General features: G+C 63.4%; 21 protein-coding genes. 7 read left to right on the top strand and 14 right to left on the bottom strand.

The genetic code is table 11. The annotated features are described in order from the left end of the window. Positions 1–330 precede the first annotated feature (330 nt). From BHK69_RS31070 to BHK69_RS31005, 12 genes are all read right to left on the bottom strand, one after another. Positions 331–2,463 carry a type IV secretory system conjugative DNA transfer family protein gene (locus BHK69_RS31070; RefSeq protein ID WP_069694317.1) on the bottom strand — a complete coding sequence of 711 codons (2,133 nt, stop codon included), beginning with the start codon at positions 2,461–2,463 and terminating at the stop codon, positions 331–333. Next, positions 2,441–3,499: a P-type DNA transfer ATPase VirB11 gene (gene virB11 / locus BHK69_RS31065; RefSeq protein ID WP_069694316.1), complete on the bottom strand. Its 1,059-nt coding sequence runs from the start codon at positions 3,497–3,499 to the stop codon at positions 2,441–2,443. The genes BHK69_RS31070 and virB11 overlap by 23 nt, the downstream gene beginning before the upstream one ends. Continuing rightward, the gene (gene virB10, locus BHK69_RS31060; protein ID WP_069694315.1) at positions 3,462–4,820 is read right to left on the bottom strand and encodes a type IV secretion system protein VirB10; all 1,359 of its coding nucleotides are present in this window, start codon (positions 4,818–4,820) and stop codon (positions 3,462–3,464) included. The genes virB11 and virB10 overlap by 38 nt, the downstream gene beginning before the upstream one ends. Before the next feature lie 12 nt (positions 4,821–4,832). After that, positions 4,833–5,642 carry a P-type conjugative transfer protein VirB9 gene (gene virB9 / locus BHK69_RS31055; protein ID WP_083269964.1) on the bottom strand — a complete coding sequence of 270 codons (810 nt, stop codon included), beginning with the start codon at positions 5,640–5,642 and terminating at the stop codon, positions 4,833–4,835. Further along, positions 5,639–6,361: a VirB8 family type IV secretion system protein gene (locus BHK69_RS31050; protein WP_069694314.1), complete on the bottom strand. Its 723-nt coding sequence runs from the start codon at positions 6,359–6,361 to the stop codon at positions 5,639–5,641. Before BHK69_RS31050 ends, virB9 begins: the two co-directional genes overlap by 4 nt. Then, the gene (locus BHK69_RS31045; RefSeq protein ID WP_069694313.1) at positions 6,358–7,485 is read right to left on the bottom strand and encodes a TrbL/VirB6 family protein; all 1,128 of its coding nucleotides are present in this window, start codon (positions 7,483–7,485) and stop codon (positions 6,358–6,360) included. Before BHK69_RS31045 ends, BHK69_RS31050 begins: the two co-directional genes overlap by 4 nt. 403 nt (positions 7,486–7,888) lie before the next feature. Beyond that, entirely contained in the window at positions 7,889–8,599 is a 711-nt protein-coding gene (locus BHK69_RS31030; protein WP_069694310.1) for a type IV secretion system protein, read from the bottom strand. Positions 8,600–8,608: 9 nt separating this feature from the next. Beyond that, on the bottom strand, positions 8,609–9,535 hold the full coding sequence (locus BHK69_RS31025) for a hypothetical protein (RefSeq protein ID WP_069694309.1): 927 nt from the start codon (positions 9,533–9,535) through the stop codon (positions 8,609–8,611). Next, on the bottom strand, positions 9,532–11,943 hold the full coding sequence (locus BHK69_RS31020; protein ID WP_069694308.1) for a VirB4 family type IV secretion/conjugal transfer ATPase: 2,412 nt from the start codon (positions 11,941–11,943) through the stop codon (positions 9,532–9,534). Before BHK69_RS31020 ends, BHK69_RS31025 begins: the two co-directional genes overlap by 4 nt. Before the next feature lie 9 nt (positions 11,944–11,952). Continuing rightward, a complete protein-coding gene (locus BHK69_RS31015; protein ID WP_069694307.1) occupies positions 11,953–12,249 on the bottom strand; it encodes a VirB3 family type IV secretion system protein in 297 nt (98 codons plus the stop codon). Next, positions 12,246–12,548: a TrbC/VirB2 family type IV secretion system protein gene (locus tag BHK69_RS31010; protein ID WP_069694371.1), complete on the bottom strand. Its 303-nt coding sequence runs from the start codon at positions 12,546–12,548 to the stop codon at positions 12,246–12,248. Before BHK69_RS31010 ends, BHK69_RS31015 begins: the two co-directional genes overlap by 4 nt. A gap of 11 nt (positions 12,549–12,559) precedes the next feature. Next, the gene (locus BHK69_RS31005; RefSeq protein ID WP_069694306.1) at positions 12,560–13,300 is read right to left on the bottom strand and encodes a lytic transglycosylase domain-containing protein; all 741 of its coding nucleotides are present in this window, start codon (positions 13,298–13,300) and stop codon (positions 12,560–12,562) included. 266 nt (positions 13,301–13,566) lie between these two features. Here BHK69_RS31005 and BHK69_RS33360 point away from each other — a divergent pair, with 266 nt between their 5' ends. The 7 genes from BHK69_RS33360 to BHK69_RS30970 are packed head-to-tail and all read left to right on the top strand — an operon-like array spanning position 13,567 to position 17,757. After that, positions 13,567–13,911, top strand: coding sequence for a hypothetical protein (locus BHK69_RS33360; RefSeq protein WP_244548586.1), 345 nt, complete (start codon positions 13,567–13,569; stop codon positions 13,909–13,911). A gap of 36 nt (positions 13,912–13,947) precedes the next feature. After that, complete coding sequence (locus BHK69_RS30995) at positions 13,948–14,508, top strand: thermonuclease family protein (RefSeq protein ID WP_425285588.1); 561 nt, start codon at positions 13,948–13,950, stop codon at positions 14,506–14,508. Continuing rightward, positions 14,505–15,137 (top strand): thermonuclease family protein, encoded by a 633-nt coding sequence (locus tag BHK69_RS30990; protein ID WP_244548585.1) that lies wholly within the window; start codon positions 14,505–14,507, stop codon positions 15,135–15,137. Before BHK69_RS30995 ends, BHK69_RS30990 begins: the two co-directional genes overlap by 4 nt. Next, positions 15,137–15,721, top strand: a complete 585-nt coding sequence (locus BHK69_RS30985; protein ID WP_069694368.1) for a hypothetical protein — start codon at positions 15,137–15,139, stop codon at positions 15,719–15,721. The genes BHK69_RS30990 and BHK69_RS30985 overlap by 1 nt, the downstream gene beginning before the upstream one ends. Beyond that, positions 15,718–16,365 (top strand): hypothetical protein, encoded by a 648-nt coding sequence (locus tag BHK69_RS30980; RefSeq protein WP_244548584.1) that lies wholly within the window; start codon positions 15,718–15,720, stop codon positions 16,363–16,365. The genes BHK69_RS30985 and BHK69_RS30980 overlap by 4 nt, the downstream gene beginning before the upstream one ends. 48 nt (positions 16,366–16,413) lie before the next feature. After that, entirely contained in the window at positions 16,414–17,043 is a 630-nt protein-coding gene (locus BHK69_RS30975) for a hypothetical protein (protein WP_244548583.1), read from the top strand. Between the two features lie 15 nt (positions 17,044–17,058). Continuing rightward, positions 17,059–17,757, top strand: a complete 699-nt coding sequence (locus BHK69_RS30970) for a hypothetical protein (RefSeq protein WP_244548582.1) — start codon at positions 17,059–17,061, stop codon at positions 17,755–17,757. Between the two features lie 8 nt (positions 17,758–17,765). Here the strand turns inward: BHK69_RS30970 and BHK69_RS30965 are convergent, their stop codons facing one another. Both BHK69_RS30965 and BHK69_RS30960 read right to left on the bottom strand, forming a co-directional pair. Then, positions 17,766–17,987 carry a hypothetical protein gene (locus BHK69_RS30965; protein ID WP_148663744.1) on the bottom strand — a complete coding sequence of 74 codons (222 nt, stop codon included), beginning with the start codon at positions 17,985–17,987 and terminating at the stop codon, positions 17,766–17,768. Positions 17,988–18,013: 26 nt separating this feature from the next. After that, a complete protein-coding gene (locus tag BHK69_RS30960; protein WP_069694301.1) occupies positions 18,014–18,634 on the bottom strand; it encodes an acyl-homoserine-lactone synthase in 621 nt (206 codons plus the stop codon). Positions 18,635–18,689: the final 55 nt, after the last annotated feature.

Raw genomic sequence — 18,689 nt, 5'->3', positions numbered from 1 at the left:
GTGCAAATTTCCACCGTCTATGGTTGATCCGCGACGATTGGCCTTTGGCAGCGCGGGTGCGTCAGGCTCTGCTCGCGCTGGCGGCGGGGGCCTGGGCACCCGCGCTTGGACGGTCGCGGCTTCATCGTCCGGGAGGCTTCGGCGAAGGCCTTGGTTTCGGCGAGCTCACGGGTTCGTCGAATTCACGTCGACTTCGAAGCCACGTTGGCAGCCGACCCACGATGCTGTGGGCAAAGCGACCCTAACGCATATCGATGGTATTTGACCAATTGAGAACATCGGACTCATCTGCCACCTTGGCGTAGCCGCTACGATGCAAGCGCTGTGTTGCTAACCGGCATTATCGTCGCCGAAACTCTGCGCAAGCCGCTCCAAAATCGAACGCGCGTTTGAGAGCTCGGCATCGTCTAAGCCGGTGGCGCTCAGGTTAGCCGCCATCTCGTCAAATCCTGTTCTCTGCGCGACCTCGGTTGCCGTCAGAAGATCGCGCAGTTTGAAGCTTTCTGGCGGGAGTCCGGGCTTGCGGCTGCCCAACGACAATGATTTTCGTGAGCGCGTCTGCGCTGCCATCGCAATCTGCGATGGTCGCTCGGCCATGCCGGTAAACTCAGTCGGTTGCTCCAGTTCGGCGCTTTCGAGCTGCCGACAGGAAGGTGGGGATGGTGCTTTGCTCCTGTTGTCAACGAGGTCCTGATTCTCCCGACGCGAAGCGGCAGCCGCGGGTGCGCACTGTCCTGCGGCGTCAGGCTTATCGATCCAGGCCAATAGAGGCGGCAATGCCGGCGCGCTTGTCGCTGAACGCAGAAGCCGCCGATATGGGGGATCTCGATAATGCCGAATCTTGGTGACCTCGAACGACCTCGAATTCTTGACCATCAGGATCGCGGTCCGCGCCGACATTTCCCGAAGCTCCACGGGCGAGCGCAGCGGCCGGGAGGTGTAATGCGGCGCCCAAGCGCGGGGCGCGAACAGCCCCTGCCCCGGCCGGGTCACTGGCGTCTTGTAGACCTGGGTAGTGTCACCGAGCATTTCAGAAACGAACTCCGACGTCTCAAGATCGTTGATCTGGATGAACAGCTTGATCTGTGAACCTGAGACCGTCGTGATCCGGGTGTTCTTGCCGTAGAGCTCGTCGAGCTGGGCGAGATCCTGCAGGATCAGGCACATCCGGAAGCCGTAGCCGGCGCTGATCGTGATCTTCGAGATCAGCGCATCCATGCGTCCGACATGGTAAAACTCGTCGAGCATGAGCAGGACCTGATGCGGCTCATCGGCGGCAGGCAGCCGCGCCATCAGCATATCGTGGATCTGCTGGAACAAGATGCGGATCAGCGGTCGGAAGATCGCAAGTTCTGCGATGGTGCAGCCGATGAAGATGGTCATCGGCATACGACGCAATTCCCGGATGTCGAAATCCGAGACTTCAGTCGCAGCCGCGATCAGCCCGTTGTTCCAGAGAGACATGGCCATGTTCAGATTGAACACGGCCGAGTTTCGGGTTTCGGGCTCGAGCGCTATGTACTGGTTGAAGCTGTCGATGACCCAGCTCGGCAGATGCGATTGTTCGGTTTCGACGATGGCACGCAAGACGGACGAGATGTCCTTGCCGGTGGTGGTCATCCGCGCGACCGAACGCATATGCTGCGCCTGTGCCGTCAGCGGCGAGCTCAGCACATAGCCGATCAGGGCCGAGAGCAGGAGGCGCCCTGCCCCTGCCCAGGTGTCGTCGGCCTTTTCGGGCATGATGAAGGAGGCGACGACGAGGCAGTCCGTCGCCATCAGCTCGTCGCGACGGACAAAATCGAGCGGATTATAGCGATGCGTGTCGCGTGAACCTGGCGAGAACATGAAAACCTTGTTGCCCATGCGCTCGCGATGGCCGGCGAGTGCCTCGAAATTCTCCCTCTTCGGATCGAAGAACACGGCCGAGCCCCGCCAGAGATAGCCATTGGGCAGGACGAATCCTGTGCCCTTGCCGGACCGTGACGGCCCGACGACGAGAATGTGGGCGGGCTCGTCGGAGCGGATCGTGACGCCACCCATCGTGCCGAGGATGATCCCCTGCTTTCCGGTCAGCCCCTGATTAGCAGCCTCGAGTAAGGTGCCGAAGCGGGCAGCGCCGAAGGGCATCTGTCGACGGTTGATGTGACCGAACAGCCAGCCGCCGAGCCCGAGCGCGATAACGCCACCAGCCGCGATGCCAGCGCGCGTCAGCGCTTCGCTATGCGTGGCCTGATAGGCGAGCCGCGCCTGGAAATGGTTCCAGGCGATCAGCGCAAAGCCGGCCGAGCGGTCGGCATTCTGCATCCGAAACAACGCCCAGCGATTGGCCCCTTCACTCGGAAACCGAGACGGGGCCCAGCGCCAGGCGACGACGATCTCGTAGGCAAGACTCCAGAGAAGGAAGAAGGCGAGGATCCCGAAGAGGACGATGCCTGCTCTATAGAGATGGACGCGCAGCACGGCCGCCTCCCCGCCGCTTGCGGCTCGCCTGCCACTCCGCCATCCGCGAGAAATAGATCGCCGATGTGCCGCGCCAGCCGCCGACCTTGGTCTGCTGGATCACGATCGGCAGGACGGACTGGATATAGGCGACAATTTCGTCGCGCCTCAAACCCAGCCCTGCCTGCATCACCATCAGCGCGAGCTGCTCGAAGGCGCCCTGCGGACTATCGGCATGGACAGTGGTGATCGAGCCGGGATGGCCGGTGTTGATGGCGCGCAGGAAGGAATAGGCTTCCGGCCCGCGGATCTCGCCCAGAAAAATGCGATCGGGACGCAGCCGCATCGAGGCCTGCAGCAGGGTCTCGACCGTGACACGCGCCTCGCCCTGATCACCCTTCGAGGCAACGAGCGCAAGGTGGTTCGGCTGAACGGGGCGAACCTCGCGCGTATCCTCGATGGTGATGATCCGCTCGTCGACTGGCACCTCTTTCAGGATCGCGTTCAGGAAGGTGGTCTTGCCCGAGGAGGTGCCACCGGCGAGCAGGATCGAATAGCGACTGACGACCGCGAGCCGGATGAAGTCCTCAATCTTGCCGCCGTCGAGAAGCGCACACAGCTTGCGGTCGATTTCGGAGAACTCGCCAGCAGTTGCGACCTTCACCTGATCGAAGGAGCCGAGCTTGCGATAGTCATCAAGCCCCATCTCCTTGATCACCTGCTTGCGGATGGCGAAGGCACCGCCGCCCGTCGTCGCCGGCGGCAGCACGCCCTGAAACCGTTCGCCGGCGGCGAGAGCAGCCGAGAGCAGTGGATGCTCCTCGTTGACGCTCTGGCCGGAATGGCCGGCAACGCGTTCGTTGAGGTGACGGATAGCCGCCGCTGTCAGCTCGGGCAGGGCGTGGCGCTCCATCGCGGCTTGCCCGAAGCGCTCGACAAAGATTTCGCCGGGACCATTGGCGCAAATCTCGACGACTTGGTCGTCATCGAGCCAGGGCCGCAAAGGGGCCAGCGCCCTATCAAGGAAGACGGGTCGATGCGGGCGGATTGCGTTCACGCCTAAGCTCCCTCAGCGCTTCCTTGACCGGGTCGGGGTAGAGCGCAGCAAAATCGAGATCGCGCCGCACGAACACGGTGATCCGCGTGCCCTGGTCGAGATGGATCGTGGGCGGAATGTTGATCGAATTCTTTAGTGCCTCCTGGGCGATATTGGTCAGGGTCTGCGAGACGTTTTGTGCCGCGATTTGGCGAGCCTGCAGCACCTGGTTGGTCCCGTTCGCACCGATCTGCGTGGTCGTGGTGACGCCCGTGACGGGATCGGTCGTCGTGATCGTCGAACCATTGCCGTTGTTGCTGTCGGACTGGCCGTATCCGCTCAAGAACTGGGACACCCCGCCGACCAGGCTCAGGACGACCGCAGCACCGAAGCGTTCGAGGTAGTGGTTGTCGACATAGCCGGAGTTGCCGGCGCGCCCCAGTTCGTCGGCCCCATTGGAGCCGAGCTCAACCGAGACGCCGTCGGAGCGCAAAAGCCGCGTCCAGACGATGAAGACGCGGGTCTGACCCTGCGCCATGCCGGACTTGTATTCTCCGACAAGGCGGCTCCCGGCCGGGATCAGGACGCGGCGGCCATCGAACGACCAGACATTCTCGGCCGTGACGGCGCGCACCATGCCCGGCAGATCGCTCTGCACGGCGGTTTCCAGCACGCCACGAATAGTCGTCCCTTGAGCGATCAGCGCGTCGATCCGGTCGTTCTTCGTCGCCTTCGCGGTTTCGACACTGGCGCTGGCGACGGAAGCCAGAAAGCGCCGGTTGGGGTCGGTTTCCTGGTCACCGCCCGAGCGCCCGGCACTGCCATCCGGCGAAGGACCCGAGGCGGCACTGCCGCTTGCATCGGTGATGACCTGCGGCGCGCGCAGCCGCTCCCACTTTCGGCGTTCTTCCTCGAGCCGCAGCCGCTCCAGTTCCGAGAGGCGACGGGCCTCGTCGTCATTGGCGATGGTAGGCGGTGCCAAAAACTCTGGGGCCGGTGGCGCTGGCAGGGCCTGTGGTGGGGCGACCGGCGGAGGCGGGATCGAGGGCTCCGGCGTTTCTGGCGCCGCCGGGATCACGATCGTGCCCTGCCCGGTCTGGGGCCGTGGCGTCTCGAGCGAGGGTGCTGGAAACTGCGTCGTCCGGAATTCCTCGGTGTCCGGTGCGGTCATGTTTTTGGGACTCTGCCGGAAGGAGGACGAGATCATCCAGCCGGCCAGGAGCAAGGCTCCGACGGGAACGCCGATTTTCAGCAGATTGCCGAGCGCGGTCGGCGACCGCGCCACGGCCGTGGCGGCCGCGGCCTCCAGTTCGATCGAGCGATACTCTTCCGGTCTGGGCATGTCCCCTCCCCTTCAGCGCTTGGCCTGGCCGGTCCGCTGTGGCGCATAGGGCTCGAGGCCGGTCGGCTCTCGAAGGTTGCTGGTGCGGCGATTGAACAGGCAGGTCGATTCCTGGCCATTGCGCAGCGTCCATTGCGAGGCGACCTTGTCGACGACGACGAACGGCCCTTCGGTGCGATGATTGACCAGGGCCTCGTTGCGCTCGCCATCGACGCTGTAGATCGCCGGCGTCTCCCCCTCGAACCGGAACCAGGTTTTGGTACCATCGTCAAAGACGGCGAGCGGCTTGTTCACCGATGAGCCCTTATAGGCATAGTCGCTGTTGGCATTGGCGATGTTCAGATCCTTGAGGTTTGGGTTGGCGGCGCGCTCCTTTGCGGCTGAGAGCAGGCGCGCATCGGCCTCGTCGTCGGGGAAGCGGAAACGGACGGTGTAGAGCTGACCTTTCGGTGGTCGCTCGTTGGAGCGCAGTGCGAAGGAATAGACCCGCTTGTCGGTGACGATGTTGAGGTTCGACTGCGCGTTCTTCTCGACCGGCTTCAGGAAGATGATGTTGCCCTTGCGATTGGGCTCGACCTTCCAGGCAATCGAGTCGCCGATGGCCAAGGTCTCGATCTTCTCGCTGTCCTGGAAGACGATCATGGTCGAGGTGCCATAGGTCGCGTCGATCGCCGTGACGTTGTCGCGGTTGTAGACGATGTCGCGAATGCGCGGATCGGTCCGGCCGGGCGCCGGCACGGCCTCTGACCAGGCTGGCGCAAATGACGCCGCGAGCCAGATCGCGGCCAGGACGCCGCGCGAGGTGAAACGCGAACCAATCATGACCGCGGCGAACCGACTGTCCCGGGCGACGGCGCGGTCTCCTGATCACGACGGTATTCGAGTGCCTGGAAGCCGAGGGGATTGTCGAAACGGTACTCGTTGCGCATTGGCGACGCCGTGTACCGGAAGCGCAGCAGGGAGACCCAGTTGCGCGTCGTGATCGAGGTGGCCGACTTCTCCTCGGTCGAAAAGCGCACCAGCGCGGTGCGGTTGTTTGGGAAAGTCACCGACTTGATCGCGACCGAGATGATCGTATTGGCGCCGAGCAATCTGACGGGGTTCTGCGGGTTGGCCGGCGAATAGATCTCGGTGAGCTCGCGCGCGGCGTCGCCAGTCGCCAGCAACTGCGCGAGGTCAAAGTTGTCCTTCAATGCCTTGGGGTCGTAGGTCTCGCGTGCTTTCACGTAGCGCACGACGTTGAAGGTCGTGACCGCCTCGTCTTGGCTCAAGGGGCCCTCGGCCATCGGGCGCTTGACCTCGACGAAACCGGTCGTCTTGTCGACGACGACCATATAGGGCTCGTAGGTCTTGAGCGGCACGAGCAAGGCGAGCGTGCCGAGCGAGGCGAGCGCGACGATGGTCATGATCGTCGCGACGATCCAGGCGATCGCGCGGGAATTGCGGTTGCGGCGCGCGAGATCGTGCTCCCAGGTGATGCCATCCGCGAAATAGCGAGGATCGAGCTTTGCTGCAGGTTCGGTGGAAGTCGCATCGCTCATGAGTTCGCCCTCGTGCTGGGTCGGGCGCTGCCCTCGGGATTGTTGATCTGCGCGGCCAAGCGCTGAAACTCCGGTGATTGCGCCCATTGGTTCGAGCGCAAGCCGACGCGGGCGCGCTGACGGGCCGAGAGCTCCTCCCGTCGCGAGAGCGAGGCTGGGTTGAATGGATTACGGACCGCCGCGCCCTGCGCGTAGGCCGCACGCGTGGCGCGATAGCCGGTGGCGTTGGCGTAGAAGGCGCCGATCCGTGGCGCTCCGATCGGAAGGCCGCCGGCGATCGCAGCCGCGACATTGTTGATCTGAGCGAGCAGCAGGATGCCGATGATCGCGAGCAGCACGACCGGCCCGATCGTCGCCCAGGTCGCGTTGCGCGACGCTGCGACGCCGTTGAGCGCGTCGACCGATTGCTGGATCAGCGAGACGTAGAAGGCCAGAAATGCATAAACCAGCACCTGCACCACGAAATACTGCACGAGCGCGCTCATCCAGCCGCTGAAGAAGCGGCTCGTGACGCCAAACAGCAAGAGCAGGATGAAGGTCGGCGCCAGCGCCAGCAGCAGCCACATGAACAGTTTTGAGAGCACGATCAGGAAGAGCGCGAAGCCGATCAGGATCGCCATCACGACATAGAAGACGGCTGCGAAAATATACGGACCCCAATTGGTGATGCCGGCATTTTGCAGGAACGCTTCGGTAGCGTTGTTGGTCGTGTTCCACATGTTCTGCAGCGCGTTCTGGACGCCGTTAACGGAAGTCAGATTGGCGGAGAGGCCGGTGCTGTTGGCCGAGGTCACCGCGCTCAAGAGCGCATTGCCGATCGCCGATGGGCCATCGTTCATCAGCCGATAGGCCAGCGTCTGGAAATCGCTCCAGCTCGTGGCCATGGCGTAGATCAGGAACGCACGAAACAGCCGGAAGGCATGGTCGGCTGGGCCGCCGGTCGCCGTGCCCTGCCAGATTCCGACACCCCACAAGATCACGTAGAGCGTCAGCAGGAGGCCGGCGACGCTGGTCGCGCCGCCTTGCGTCGCCGCATTCGACAGCGCCTGGTAGGCGGTCGAAACGTAATTCTGGCCGATCTGATCGACCTGCGACAGCAGCGTGGTGATCGAGAAATTACCCATGCCACCCGCTCAGATCGGCTGCATGGGACCGCAAGCGTCAATCGATGCGAACGGCTCCGGCGAGGCGGATGGTTCGGCATAAGCCAGCGGCTGACCGCCTTCGTCTGGGCCGCAAGGCGCTTTCAGCGGCTTGTAGGCGCAGGCCGAGAGAACAAGTCCTAGAGCGATCGCGCCCAGGATGATGGCGAGACGCCGCCTCATCGCGAAGGATCCTTCGGAGTTGAGAACGTCATGGCGCGAGACGCAGCCTCCGTGTCGCTCCGCGGAGAGACTGCTGCGACGGGTTGCTGCGGAATGACCAGCCGTCCGACCATGACCATGCAGGCCAGCACGGCGACCGCCAGGATCGATGCCATGAGAAAATAGAAGACGGGTCCGCGACCGAACATGGTGCTGCTATCCATCATCGCTGCGAAAAGACCATGGCGCGAGCGGCAGCCGACTCGGAGGCGATCCGATCGAGGTTTTGCTGGTTCGCGGCGGCCGCCGCGTTGTTCACCACGCCGGTAAGTTCGTTGATTGTCTGTCCAGTCTGGACCTGGATTTGCGTGTTCTGATCGACGCTGCCCTTCAGATCCTTGGCCTGACCGATCTGCTGACCGCCTTGGATGAAGGCGCTCGAGCGCGTCTGGATTGCGCCTTGCGTCGAGTCGATAAGCCCTGACAGCGTCGCCGCCACGTTCACCGCGTTGGAATAGGCCTTGTCCGATGGATGGGATTGGCCGCCGGTCAGGCCGGTGATCGTCTTGACCAGTTGCAGCCCGTTAATCAGCCCGGAGACAATGTTTTGCGAGGTTGAGCCCATGCCGGAGAAGGAGAGCGCACCGCCCGAGATCACCGAGCCCAGCGAAGGAGCCTTTGCCATCGAGAAGCCACCGCCCAGCGCCATCTGCGCGAGACTGCCCTGAGCCTCCGACGTCTTGTCGCCTGTCACAGCCTCGAGCGTCTTCTTGGTGAACTGCAGGATGTCGCGATCGGCCTGCAGGATCTGCTGGGTGTGGGTTGCGATCTCCTGTGCTTTTGCGAGGTTGGCATTGTCGATGACCGGGACACCCTGGGCATGGCTCAGGTTCGCACTGAGAATGACGATGCTCGCAAGAACTGCGATCCGCATGGCAAGCTCCTACTGGTTTTGGGATGCGTTGGATTGAAGTGCGGCTGCGATGTCACCTTCGGTCAGGGCCGTGCCTGACGCGCTCGCGCTCGGAGGCGCCGCGCCGGACTTGACCGCAAGGCCGCCAGAATTCTGAGCCTGACCCTGCGCGAGGTAGAACAGGACGTTGCCGCTGCTGTCGACAAAACGCGCACTGACGCAGGCCGGATCGGTCGGCGCGCCCACCGGCATCGTCGAGCAGGTCGAGGCACCGCGGCAGGGATCGGCGACCGTGCCGCTGCCGATCATGCCGACAGGGCAGATTGTGCCATTCGACGTAAGGCCGCCGCCCATCTTCAAGCTGCTGGCGCCACGGCTGCGATCGCTCGTGCGCGCGAGATTGAGCGCGTTGATCGCGGTGACCCAAATGTTTGCGGCGTTGGTGGCGCCCGTCCAGGCGAGACCGTTCTGAGTGCGTGCCGCGCTGTTCATGTCGATAGCGGCCATGACGGTTTTAGCCGTCCCGACCTCCTGACCGGCTTGCCGAAAGGCGCTTTGGGCGCTCGTGAGACTGGTGCTGCTGGCCTCGAGCTCGCCGACGACGCCGCCTGTCGTCTTGAAATGATTCTGGCTCGCCAGCGTCCCGCCCTTGGCGTCCGCGGCAGGCGTCGGCGGCATCGCGGGCGCATAGGTCTGGATCGTCTTCGCGCCTGCGCCAGCCTGGGCCTTGCTGGCAGGGTCCTTGACCTCGGCCTTCTTGCCGGTGGTGACGGCGCATTTGACGCTGTCATTGGCGGTCTTGCGCTGCGTCGTGATCGGGACGAGTTTGATCGTCGTGCTCGACGTCGCGGCTTTCTCATCCAGTTGCTTCGCGTCATTGGTCGGGATTGCGGCGAAGGCCGGCGCGATGCCCAATAGACCGATCACGATCAGGCATGGTCTGGTGATCCTGTTCATCCGTCGCTCCTTCCCATGAAGATCGGCAGCCAATCGGCCGGATCGTCACCGATGCGGGCGCGCAGGGCCGTAAGCTCCGCGACAGTCTCGGTGCGGCCCGACAGCACCTTGATCAGGTCGGGCATGCCGGCGAGGTTGAGTTTGGCGATAACGCTGTCGCGGCCATGCTTGATCAGGAACGAGCGGCTTTCCGGGACGGTGTTGCGGATCCAGGCGACCTCGCGCTCCGACAATCGAAAAGCCTGGGCGTAGCTTTCGTCGTCAGCTTTCGGATTCGGGAAGAAGATGTTGGTGGCGGTCTGCTCGATCAGCGTGCTGGCTGATTTGGAGCGGACGATGTCGGCGGCCGACTGCGTGCCAAAGCCGATGATGCCGTTCTGCTTGCGAATGGTCTTCAGCTTGTCCTTGATGAAGAACGCAAAGACCTCATCGTCGAGGAGCCGCCAACCCTCATCAAGGAAGATCATCACCGGGTCTCCGGTCAGCAATTCCTCGGTGCGGTGGAAGATGTACATCAGCGCCGCGGTGCGGATGACGGGATCGTCCAGCACCCGGGTCATGTCGAAGCCAAATATCCGTGACAGCGAGAACTGATCCTGCTCATTGTTGAACAGCCAGCCGCGCTGATCAGGCCGCATCCAGCTTTCCAGTCGCGCCAGCAGATCGCCCTCCCCTGCCCGGATCCGGCCGCGCAACAGAGTCGAGAAGGCTTGCAGCGTCCGGCCCTCTGGTCCCGCAGCCAGCGCCGAGCCGATCGCGTTGCGGATGACCTGTTCCTCCGAGGCGCTGAGCGCGCCGCCATTGGCCGGGCGGAGCATGAAGGCGAAAAGCTGGAACAGGAATTCGCGGTTGGGCGCGGTGTCGGGCAACGACAGCGGATTGAAGCCGGTCGGCTCGCCCGGCGTCAGCACCTCGTACTGCCCCCCGAGCGCTCGGATAAAGATTTCGGCGCCGCGATCCTTGTCGACGAAGAGCAGCTTTGGCCGCGGCGTGACGCGCTGCGACTGCGCCGAGATAAACGACAGGAACACCGTCTTGCCAGAACCCGATGGCCCGACGACGGTGAAATTGCCGAGATCGCGGATGTGGTGGTTGTAATAATAGGCGGTCTGCGAGGTCGTCTCGAACACCGAGATCGCCGGCCCCCAGTGGTTATTGTCGGGCCGCCCGCTGGGATAATTGTGCAGCGAGACGAAGCCTGCGAAATTCTTCGACGAGATGATCGACTTCCGGGCGATGTAGGGGAAGTTGCCCGGCAGCTGCGCCCAGAAGGCAGGCTCGCAATTGAGATCCTCGCGTGTCCAGATTACCGAGCGGTCCGTGAGTGCGGCCCCAACCGCCGTCACGGTTGCTCCGACCTCGGCTATGCCGCGCCCGAGGCACATCACGGTCATATGATGCTCGCCATAGATGGCCTCGGAGGTGAGGAGATCGTCCCTGGCTTCGTCTAGCTGATCGGCGAGGATCGAGCCGGCCTCGTCGGACATATCGACCTGGCGCGAAACCCGGTCGATCTGCTTGGCGGCTTCAGGGCGATCGACGATGGCAAAACTCTGCGTCGCGATGAACTCGTGGGGAACCCGCAGCAGGTTGTCGAACGAGCCAGGCCCGGTCTGAGCGGGGTACTCGCGGATCGAGATTAGCGCCCCGAACCGCGTGTCGTCAGGCGAGGCGCCACGAATTTCCACGGCGTTGCGGCCGAAGAAGATGCGCTTGAGTGACAACGCGTCGGCGAGCTTCATCCGCGGCAGATGCATCGGCCGTGGAAGGCCGCCATTGACGAGCTGAACCAGAAACTCCAGCGGTTCGGAGAACCAGACGCCATCGCGCGAGACGACGCCGAGCGGGCGGGCGCCATAGGCGGACAGCGTTTCGCGGACGGCGGTGGACGCGTCGCGCAACTCGCTGAGCGCGGTCTGCATCGCGACAGTCTCGCCGCCCGCATCCTTGCGACCAAGCAGTCGCGATAGCGAGCTTTCGAAGGTGCCAGCCTGACCCTGCAGCGGCCGGCGCACGATCGTCAAATAGAGGTCGTTGACGAACATGCGCCGCGTCGAGAGCGCGGCCTGATAGCGCTCATCGATCTCGCGGCAGAGCGCGTTGTCGAAGGTCGAGGGAATCGAGGGCTCGACCTCACGGCGGATGATGTGGCTGACGAGCGCGAAGCGGGAATTGGCGAGCGTGCGCACAACGTCGTTGCGCGCCAGCAGCCGCGAATTGACCGCGCTCATGTCGGCGGTCTCGAAGGAATAGCCCTCAAGCTTCAGGATCGTCATGACCAGGCCGTCGCGCGTCCTGATGACGTGATCGTCGACGTGACGGGTATAGGGAATATGCGCCGCGACCGGTCGCTCCCGGCGCGAGACCGAGCCGTAGGTCAGCTCATCGAGGAGGGCGCGCGCGACCATTTTTGGGCCTCACACGCGATAGCTGTCGGCGCCCCAGAAGGCGCGTGAGCGCGGAGGGCAGCGCGAGGATTTGACGAAGAGGATCTCGAAGATGCGATCGTCGCGAAGTGTTAGGACATAGCCGAAGAGATGCAGCGGGATCGCGACCAGCAGCATCAGGAGATTGTGCGAGACGAGGAAGCAAACCGACGAGGCGACGCCATTGAACATGAAGTACAGGTACGGCACCCCCATGAGCGTCGGCGCCCGCGTCAAAGCCTTGACCAACGGAGTGATCAGCGGCTGTTCGAGATCGCGCCCGCTCATTGTCCGACCGCCGACTGGAAGAACTGGACGATCTGGGCCGAGCCGAAGACCAGTACGATGCCAAAAATGACTGAGCCGGCGACGCCCCAGGTGAGGCGGCCGGCCCAGGCGAAGAAGCCGCATGCAATGACGGCAAGCGTCGCGAGCGCCGTCGAGATCGGACCGGTCAGCGCCTGCACGAGCTGGTTCAGGGTCGATTGCACCGGCTGCAGCGTGCCGGATTGCGCCTGCGCCTCGACGGTTGCCAGCAGCGACAGGGCCGCGCCCATCACGCGGAAAAGGTTTCTCGAAAGCAGCATCGGCAGCGTCCTCATTCGACATGCATGACAAAGTCGGCCGCCAATGCCGGCCGCTTGGCGGGCGCGGGACGACCTGGGATGGCTGGAGTCTTTGCGGGTCGCCCATCGGCGTCGGGCCCACTGCGTGATCGGGGCTCTACGTCCTCGACACCGGGCCAGCCCTGGAGGTCGTTCATGACCGCGGCGACGAAGCGCACGGTCTCCGGAAACGGCGGCACGCCGCGATGCTCGATCAGCGTCTGCTCGCCGGCATTGTAGGCAGCGAGCACATAGAACGGATTGCGATAGTGCGACTGCAGATGGCGCAGTAAGCGGACGCCACCGCGGACATTACCTGTTGGCTCGCAACGATCGACCTTGAAGCGCTCGGCCATCTCTGCCGTCAGTTGCATCAGGCCGTAAGCACCCTTCTCGGATTGCGCCCTGGAGATCAGGCGGCTCTCGGCTTTGGCGACGGCTATCGCGAACGCGGTGTCGAATTGCTCCTCGACGGCAATCATTCGCACGAGAGCCTCGGCCTCGCCGGCGGGCAGCTCGACGCTGGTATTGCAGGCCGGCTCCGGGTCGCGCTCGCCGATGACTTCGACGGCGGATGGCAGTTGCGAAAGCGGCCGGACCCGGCCCGACGCATCGAGTGTCGCCGTCGGCTGCGGCAGCTTGTCTTGGAATTTGGCGGGCGCCCTCGCCTCCTCCGCGAAAGCGCTTCCCGCCAGCATTACCATCATCACGCTCGTCGAAAGCGGCAGCCGCATTGGAAAATCGCCTCTCGCCAAATCAGTCACTAGTCAGTATATTGACCTTCTGACAGTTGGCAACAGCCGGAAACACGATGCCACGATCAAAACGTGCGACGACATCCGCATTAGGATGTCGACTGAGAGCCGCTAGCCTGGCGGTTGGCCTGGGCCTCGTCGCCACTGCGGGCGAGGCTCAGGAGGCGTCCTTCGGCTGCAAGGTTCTGCTCTGCGCCGCGGCGACAGCGCCGAGTTGGTCGGGCATCCCTTATTGCGTGCCGGTAATGCACCAGCTCTTCCGCCAGCTCGCCAAGGGCGGCGGCTGGCCTACTTGCCCTGAAGGTCAGACCAGTGGCCTCGGGCACGAGCCCTACCTCCCCTGCCCCGTCGGCTGGACGCCATCCGATAGCGCGACACCACGCGACGAAACTGCCGCTGCATCCTCGCCGAATGGCAGTGTTTGCCTCGATCTGTCCAAGCCGAGGCGCGACTGCAGCTCAGGCTCAGAGGGCGGCTGCCAGACCAGCTATCCCAGTCAGCCGCGGCAGGCGCGGGACGAGCCCTATTTCGTCGATATCACCACCGGCAATGGTCAGCAGCGCTTCTATTTCGCGCTGCGGGGCTACTGACCCATGCGCGTTTCGACCACCCTGATCGCAGGTCTCGTGAGCGTCGTTGCCTCGGGCAGTCTGGCGCAGGACGCAGGTGCTGCTCGCGGGTTTGCAATTTCGCCGATGGCCGTCTTCGAGACGGGCGACAGCTGGACGGATGGCGGCGTAACCCATCGCCTCTATGGCGTTCAGGCCTGTCTGCGCGGTACGAATTTCACGAACGCTTCCGGCATCAGGCGCGACTGCGGTGAGGCTTCGCTCGCGATGCTGGTCGCACTGATCCGTGACCTTCAGCCGCAATGTCATCAGGCTGCCGCGCCATCGCATTCTCAAACCGTCTTCGTGTTCTGCGTCGCCACGCGCAATAGCGGAGCGGGAGCCGGTTCTCGGATCGATCTCGGCACCGCGCTGATCGCGTCTGGCTTCGGCTTCGCATCGCTCGCGACCGATGGTCGGCCCGTGCATCAGCCCTATTTCGTCGCGCAACTTGTCGCGGCGCGCGCAAAAGTCGGCCTCTGGGCGTATCCGGACGTTCCTGAGCCGAATGCCATTATCCTGCGCAGCCTGCGCGACGGCGCTTCCTCTGCCTCATCGAGTCCGGCAGCGCCTCAATGACGGACGTCGGCAAAATTTGGCGGCGTGATCGTCATACCCGGCGCTCATTCCCGATCGCCCACTTTGGCGCTGCCGTACTGGTATCGATCGTAGCCGACATAGGCGCCGCGGCCGAGGCCGACCGAGCCACACAATCCGAGCAGCCCGGCTTCTATTCTCCCAAGGATTCACAGCAATCGCCGCCTTTGCGGGTCGAGGTGATCGAGGGGGTGAAATTCCGGGATATCGAGACCGGCGATGTCTACCGGCTCTACGGGATCGACGCCTGTGCGCCAGCGCAACGCGCGACGCTCGGGCGTCAGCCCTGGCCTTGTGGCGTGATGGCGACGGCCTGGCTCGTCTCGGCAACGCTCGGCAAATGGATCGCCTGCGCCAAGATCCATGAGACCGACGGCGTGATTCAGGCGCGCTGCGCCTCATCGCAGCATGGCGATCTCGGCGCCACCATGCTGCGCGAGGGGCTGGCCGTCGCCGTTCCGGTTGAGCCTCCTCTCAGGACCTATGCGGCGCTCGAGCAGGACGCGCGAAAAGCCTATCGCGGGCTCTGGGCCAGCCGCTTCCAAATGCCGGGAGAGTTTCGTCGGAACGCCGCGGCGACGCCGACCGAGGTCGAGGGCGGGCGGCCATGATGGGGCGCTGTATCGAGAGAGAGGGCTCCCTCATCCGGCGCCTTGGCGTCGTCGCATCGGTGGTCTTGCTGTCGGCCTGCAGTCAGCCCGAGCACGCCCTTGTCCTGGAGGATCGACCACCGGCGACGGACGCTCTCTACCGCGCCGATCCCGTAACGCCAGGCCGTCTCGCCTATGCTCCCGATCGCGAGACCTTCGCCCCGGTGCTGACAGAACCGTTCGCCTATCCGACGCAAAGGCAGGCCGAGCATGCCTGGCACCGGGCGAGCTTCAACCGCGTCGATGTCGCGGAACAAGAGAGGGCCCCGCCCGGCATCCGACTGTTTGGATGCAAGCCCGGCGCGCTCGACAGCTTGACCGGACGCATCACGCGATATCGCGGCCCCGTCGTGCATTGCGCGGTGGATTTTGGGCTGGCGCCTGGACACCCGCTTCGGCGCGACACAATGAATTTCTATCGCCACCGTGGTGCCTGGCACCTGGGCACTACCGATCCGCCGCGCGCGCCAGTCGCCTGGCTCAATCGCGAAAAATCAGAGCGCGATCCGTGGCGGTTCTTGCCGTGGCGGAAACGCTACGAATGAACTCGACGCTATCAGCGAGCGCGCCCAAGCCCGTGCTGCAGCCCCGGCACGCGCGCAGATGCCGAGCCGTTGTCCGCCGCGCGGTGACAATCGCGACAGCCCTTGTCTGGCAAGGCATGCATCTCGATGCCAGCGCACAGCAGCGCACGCCTGATCCTGGCGTCTGGCGACCCATCTCCTATTCAGATTTGACGAAGCCCTCGCCCGCGACTGCGACCTTTGCCGATATCTGGAAAGACGAGATCGATGCGAACAACAAGGCCTATCGAGAGACAGGCGATTTTCGGTTCGCTGGTGGCAATGCGCCTGCGACCGAGGCGCATTTCGTGATCTGGAGCCCTGCGAAATCCGTTGTCCTCTCGATCCTCAATACCGCGACCCAGTGCACATCAAAGCAGGCTGGCGCCGGCGTCCGCGTAAAACTCTGTCCGATGCGCCTCGTTATATATGAAGGGATCCGTACCCGTGTGCTCGACGCCGACCGAGGCTGCTTTCTCGAACTTGACACCTTCGACGGTCGAGTCGCGCCCGTCGCGACGGCGTACGCCGCCTATGACGTCCCCTCGCGCACCGTGAAAACCGGACTGGTGATCAAGGGGCAGGCCATCGATGGCTGCTCCCATGGCATTCCGGTGCCGCCGTGACCGTGCAGCAGCTCAGCACCCGGCCCGGACATTCGGCCTTCCGCCCGCGTGATCGCTGCCCCGCCATCAACCACCCTCCCCCGTCGTTGTCAGAAAAAGGAGCAGGCCATGAAGACCGTTTTGCAACGAGCCATCGCGCTCTGTTCGATCGCCATCGCGGGCACCGCAGCTGCGCAGCCCGAGGCGAGCTCGACCTGGCGGCCGATGACGTTCCATGATTTTCGGCAGCCGTTGACGAGCGATGTCCTGCAGTCTGTCATCTGGCCCGATGTGATTGCGTCCGCAAATGCGTATGCTGAGAACGAGCTCAAGCTTCCGCTCAATGGCCGAAATGCTCTCGTCACGGCTTTATCCTCGACCTATCAGCTCGGCGATCGCACAGTGATCATCAGCACGGCGCTGGTACGCGGCTGCGACAGCGGCGCGAACTCCAGCGGCGCCGAGATCGAGCCGTCGATCTGCCCGCTCCGCATCGTCGTGATGAAGGATGGAAAAGTCGTCTCGTCCAAGACCGAGAGCGGCTGCTACGTCGATCATGCCGACAAGGATCTCCCCGCAAAGAACCGAGCGGACAGCTCCTACACGCAATTCGATCCAAAATCGGGAACGATCGCGTTTCGCACGATCGTCGGCGGTAAGGCGATTGCGTTCTGCCAGCGCACCTACGCCATCAACTAAGCGCGGGAGATGCACATGCCAAAATCGACGAGCGCCTTCGTCGCCGTCGCTCTGGCCGTCGGGCAAATTCTGACTTCCGACGCCTTCGCCCAGCGCGGGCAATATTGCGAGCGCACGAACTACTCGGCCCAGGACATTACCGACGCGGTCAGGAACTCGTCTTTGCGAGACGATCTGAAATCGACATCGTGCTCGCTCGGCGGACTCGGTCGCTACGAATCCGGTGGCAACAAGAGCGTCTATAACGGAAGCTGCTGCACGGGCATCTTCCAGCTTAACAACGCCAACGTCCGAAAATATGCGGGCACCGATCGCGAGGGCTATGGCTGCCTCTCGCTCCAGCAACAGGTCAACGCCTGGGCCAACCTGACCAATGACGGCTACAATGCCGGTGTGGTGCGGCAACTTGCTTCAATGCAGACCTTCGATGGCCAGAAGGTCGATGCCGGCTTCCTGTCGTCCTGCATCCAGCTTGGAACTGGGAACTGCCAGAAGATGGTCAGCTCTGGCCGCTGCTCCGGCTTCGCCGACATCAACGGCACCACGATTTGCGACATGGCGCGCTCCGCACGCTCGATGGCCGATCCGAACTGCAAGGAAGGCAAGGCATCGTGCACTCAGGGACCGGGAGATTTCCCAACCAACATCGGCGTCGCTGCTAATCCACCGACGTCTGACATGGCGAACGTCATTGTGGGACCAGCGGAAGTTTGATGGTCTCGTCAGTCGTTTCCGTATGGATCCGGGATGACGATTTCGGAAAGCTGGGCGATTGGCGACTCGGTATCGCCGTAGAGTGCCGCGACGCGGTAATGGGCATGGACCAGAGCCCAAAAGAGCACGACGGCCGAATTGCCAGCAAAAAGGGCCTTGGTCATACATTGACCGATGAGCGTGATCGCCTGCAGCGGTTCGTTGCAGCGTTCGTGCAGCTTTGCGGCCATTGCCTTCGCGCTTGCATCGCAAGCCATCATGCCGTCTGCCCCATGTGATGGTCCTGCTCGCGAGCGACGGCAGAAGTCCAGCATTTGGAGGGGGCTTCCTGGATTGGGAGCAGCCCCGCTACTGCCATGGTCGAGCCAATCCTCCGAGGAGAGCCCAAGCGCGTGAGTAGCCAGTTGGCGCGCCGCAGGATACGTTCCATACGCAAATCGGTGACCGTTGCGATGGACGCTAATCCCCTCGCCTCGCCCCATTCGCGCATCGCTGCGAGCAGCATCAGTGTCGCGCGGCGCAGTCCCCCATCGCTGGTCGAGTCAGACAGCTCGGTATCAACGCAAAAACGCGAACTCTCGGCTATTTTGTCGGAGCGCGGCGCTGTTGTCCCGTCCAGCAGTTCTGGAAAAGTGTCGGCCAGCATGTTCGGACCGGTCGTCGGCAACAACCTCACGCAACCCAGCACGTCGCCGTTATCAACGATGACAAGATAGCTGGCGCCCAGCGTGTCATACTGATCGATTTCGAGATCGCCCGTTGTCGACACTGACCAGTCCAGACGATCCTTGAAGACCTTCCGCCGCAGGCGATGCATGCCCATCAGAAGTTTGAAGTTGGCGCCATATACGGCGCGGCTGATCTCGATGACCTGCATGTCCCACTCCCCACCGCGTTGATCTGTAAGCCAATGAAGCAGGTACGGCTCTTCG

The sequence above is a fragment of the Bosea vaviloviae genome, from assembly GCF_001741865.1.
In the GTDB taxonomy this organism is placed as follows: Bacteria; Pseudomonadota; Alphaproteobacteria; order Rhizobiales; family Beijerinckiaceae; genus Allobosea; species Allobosea vaviloviae.
This window is presented reverse-complemented; position numbering and strand designations above follow the sequence as displayed.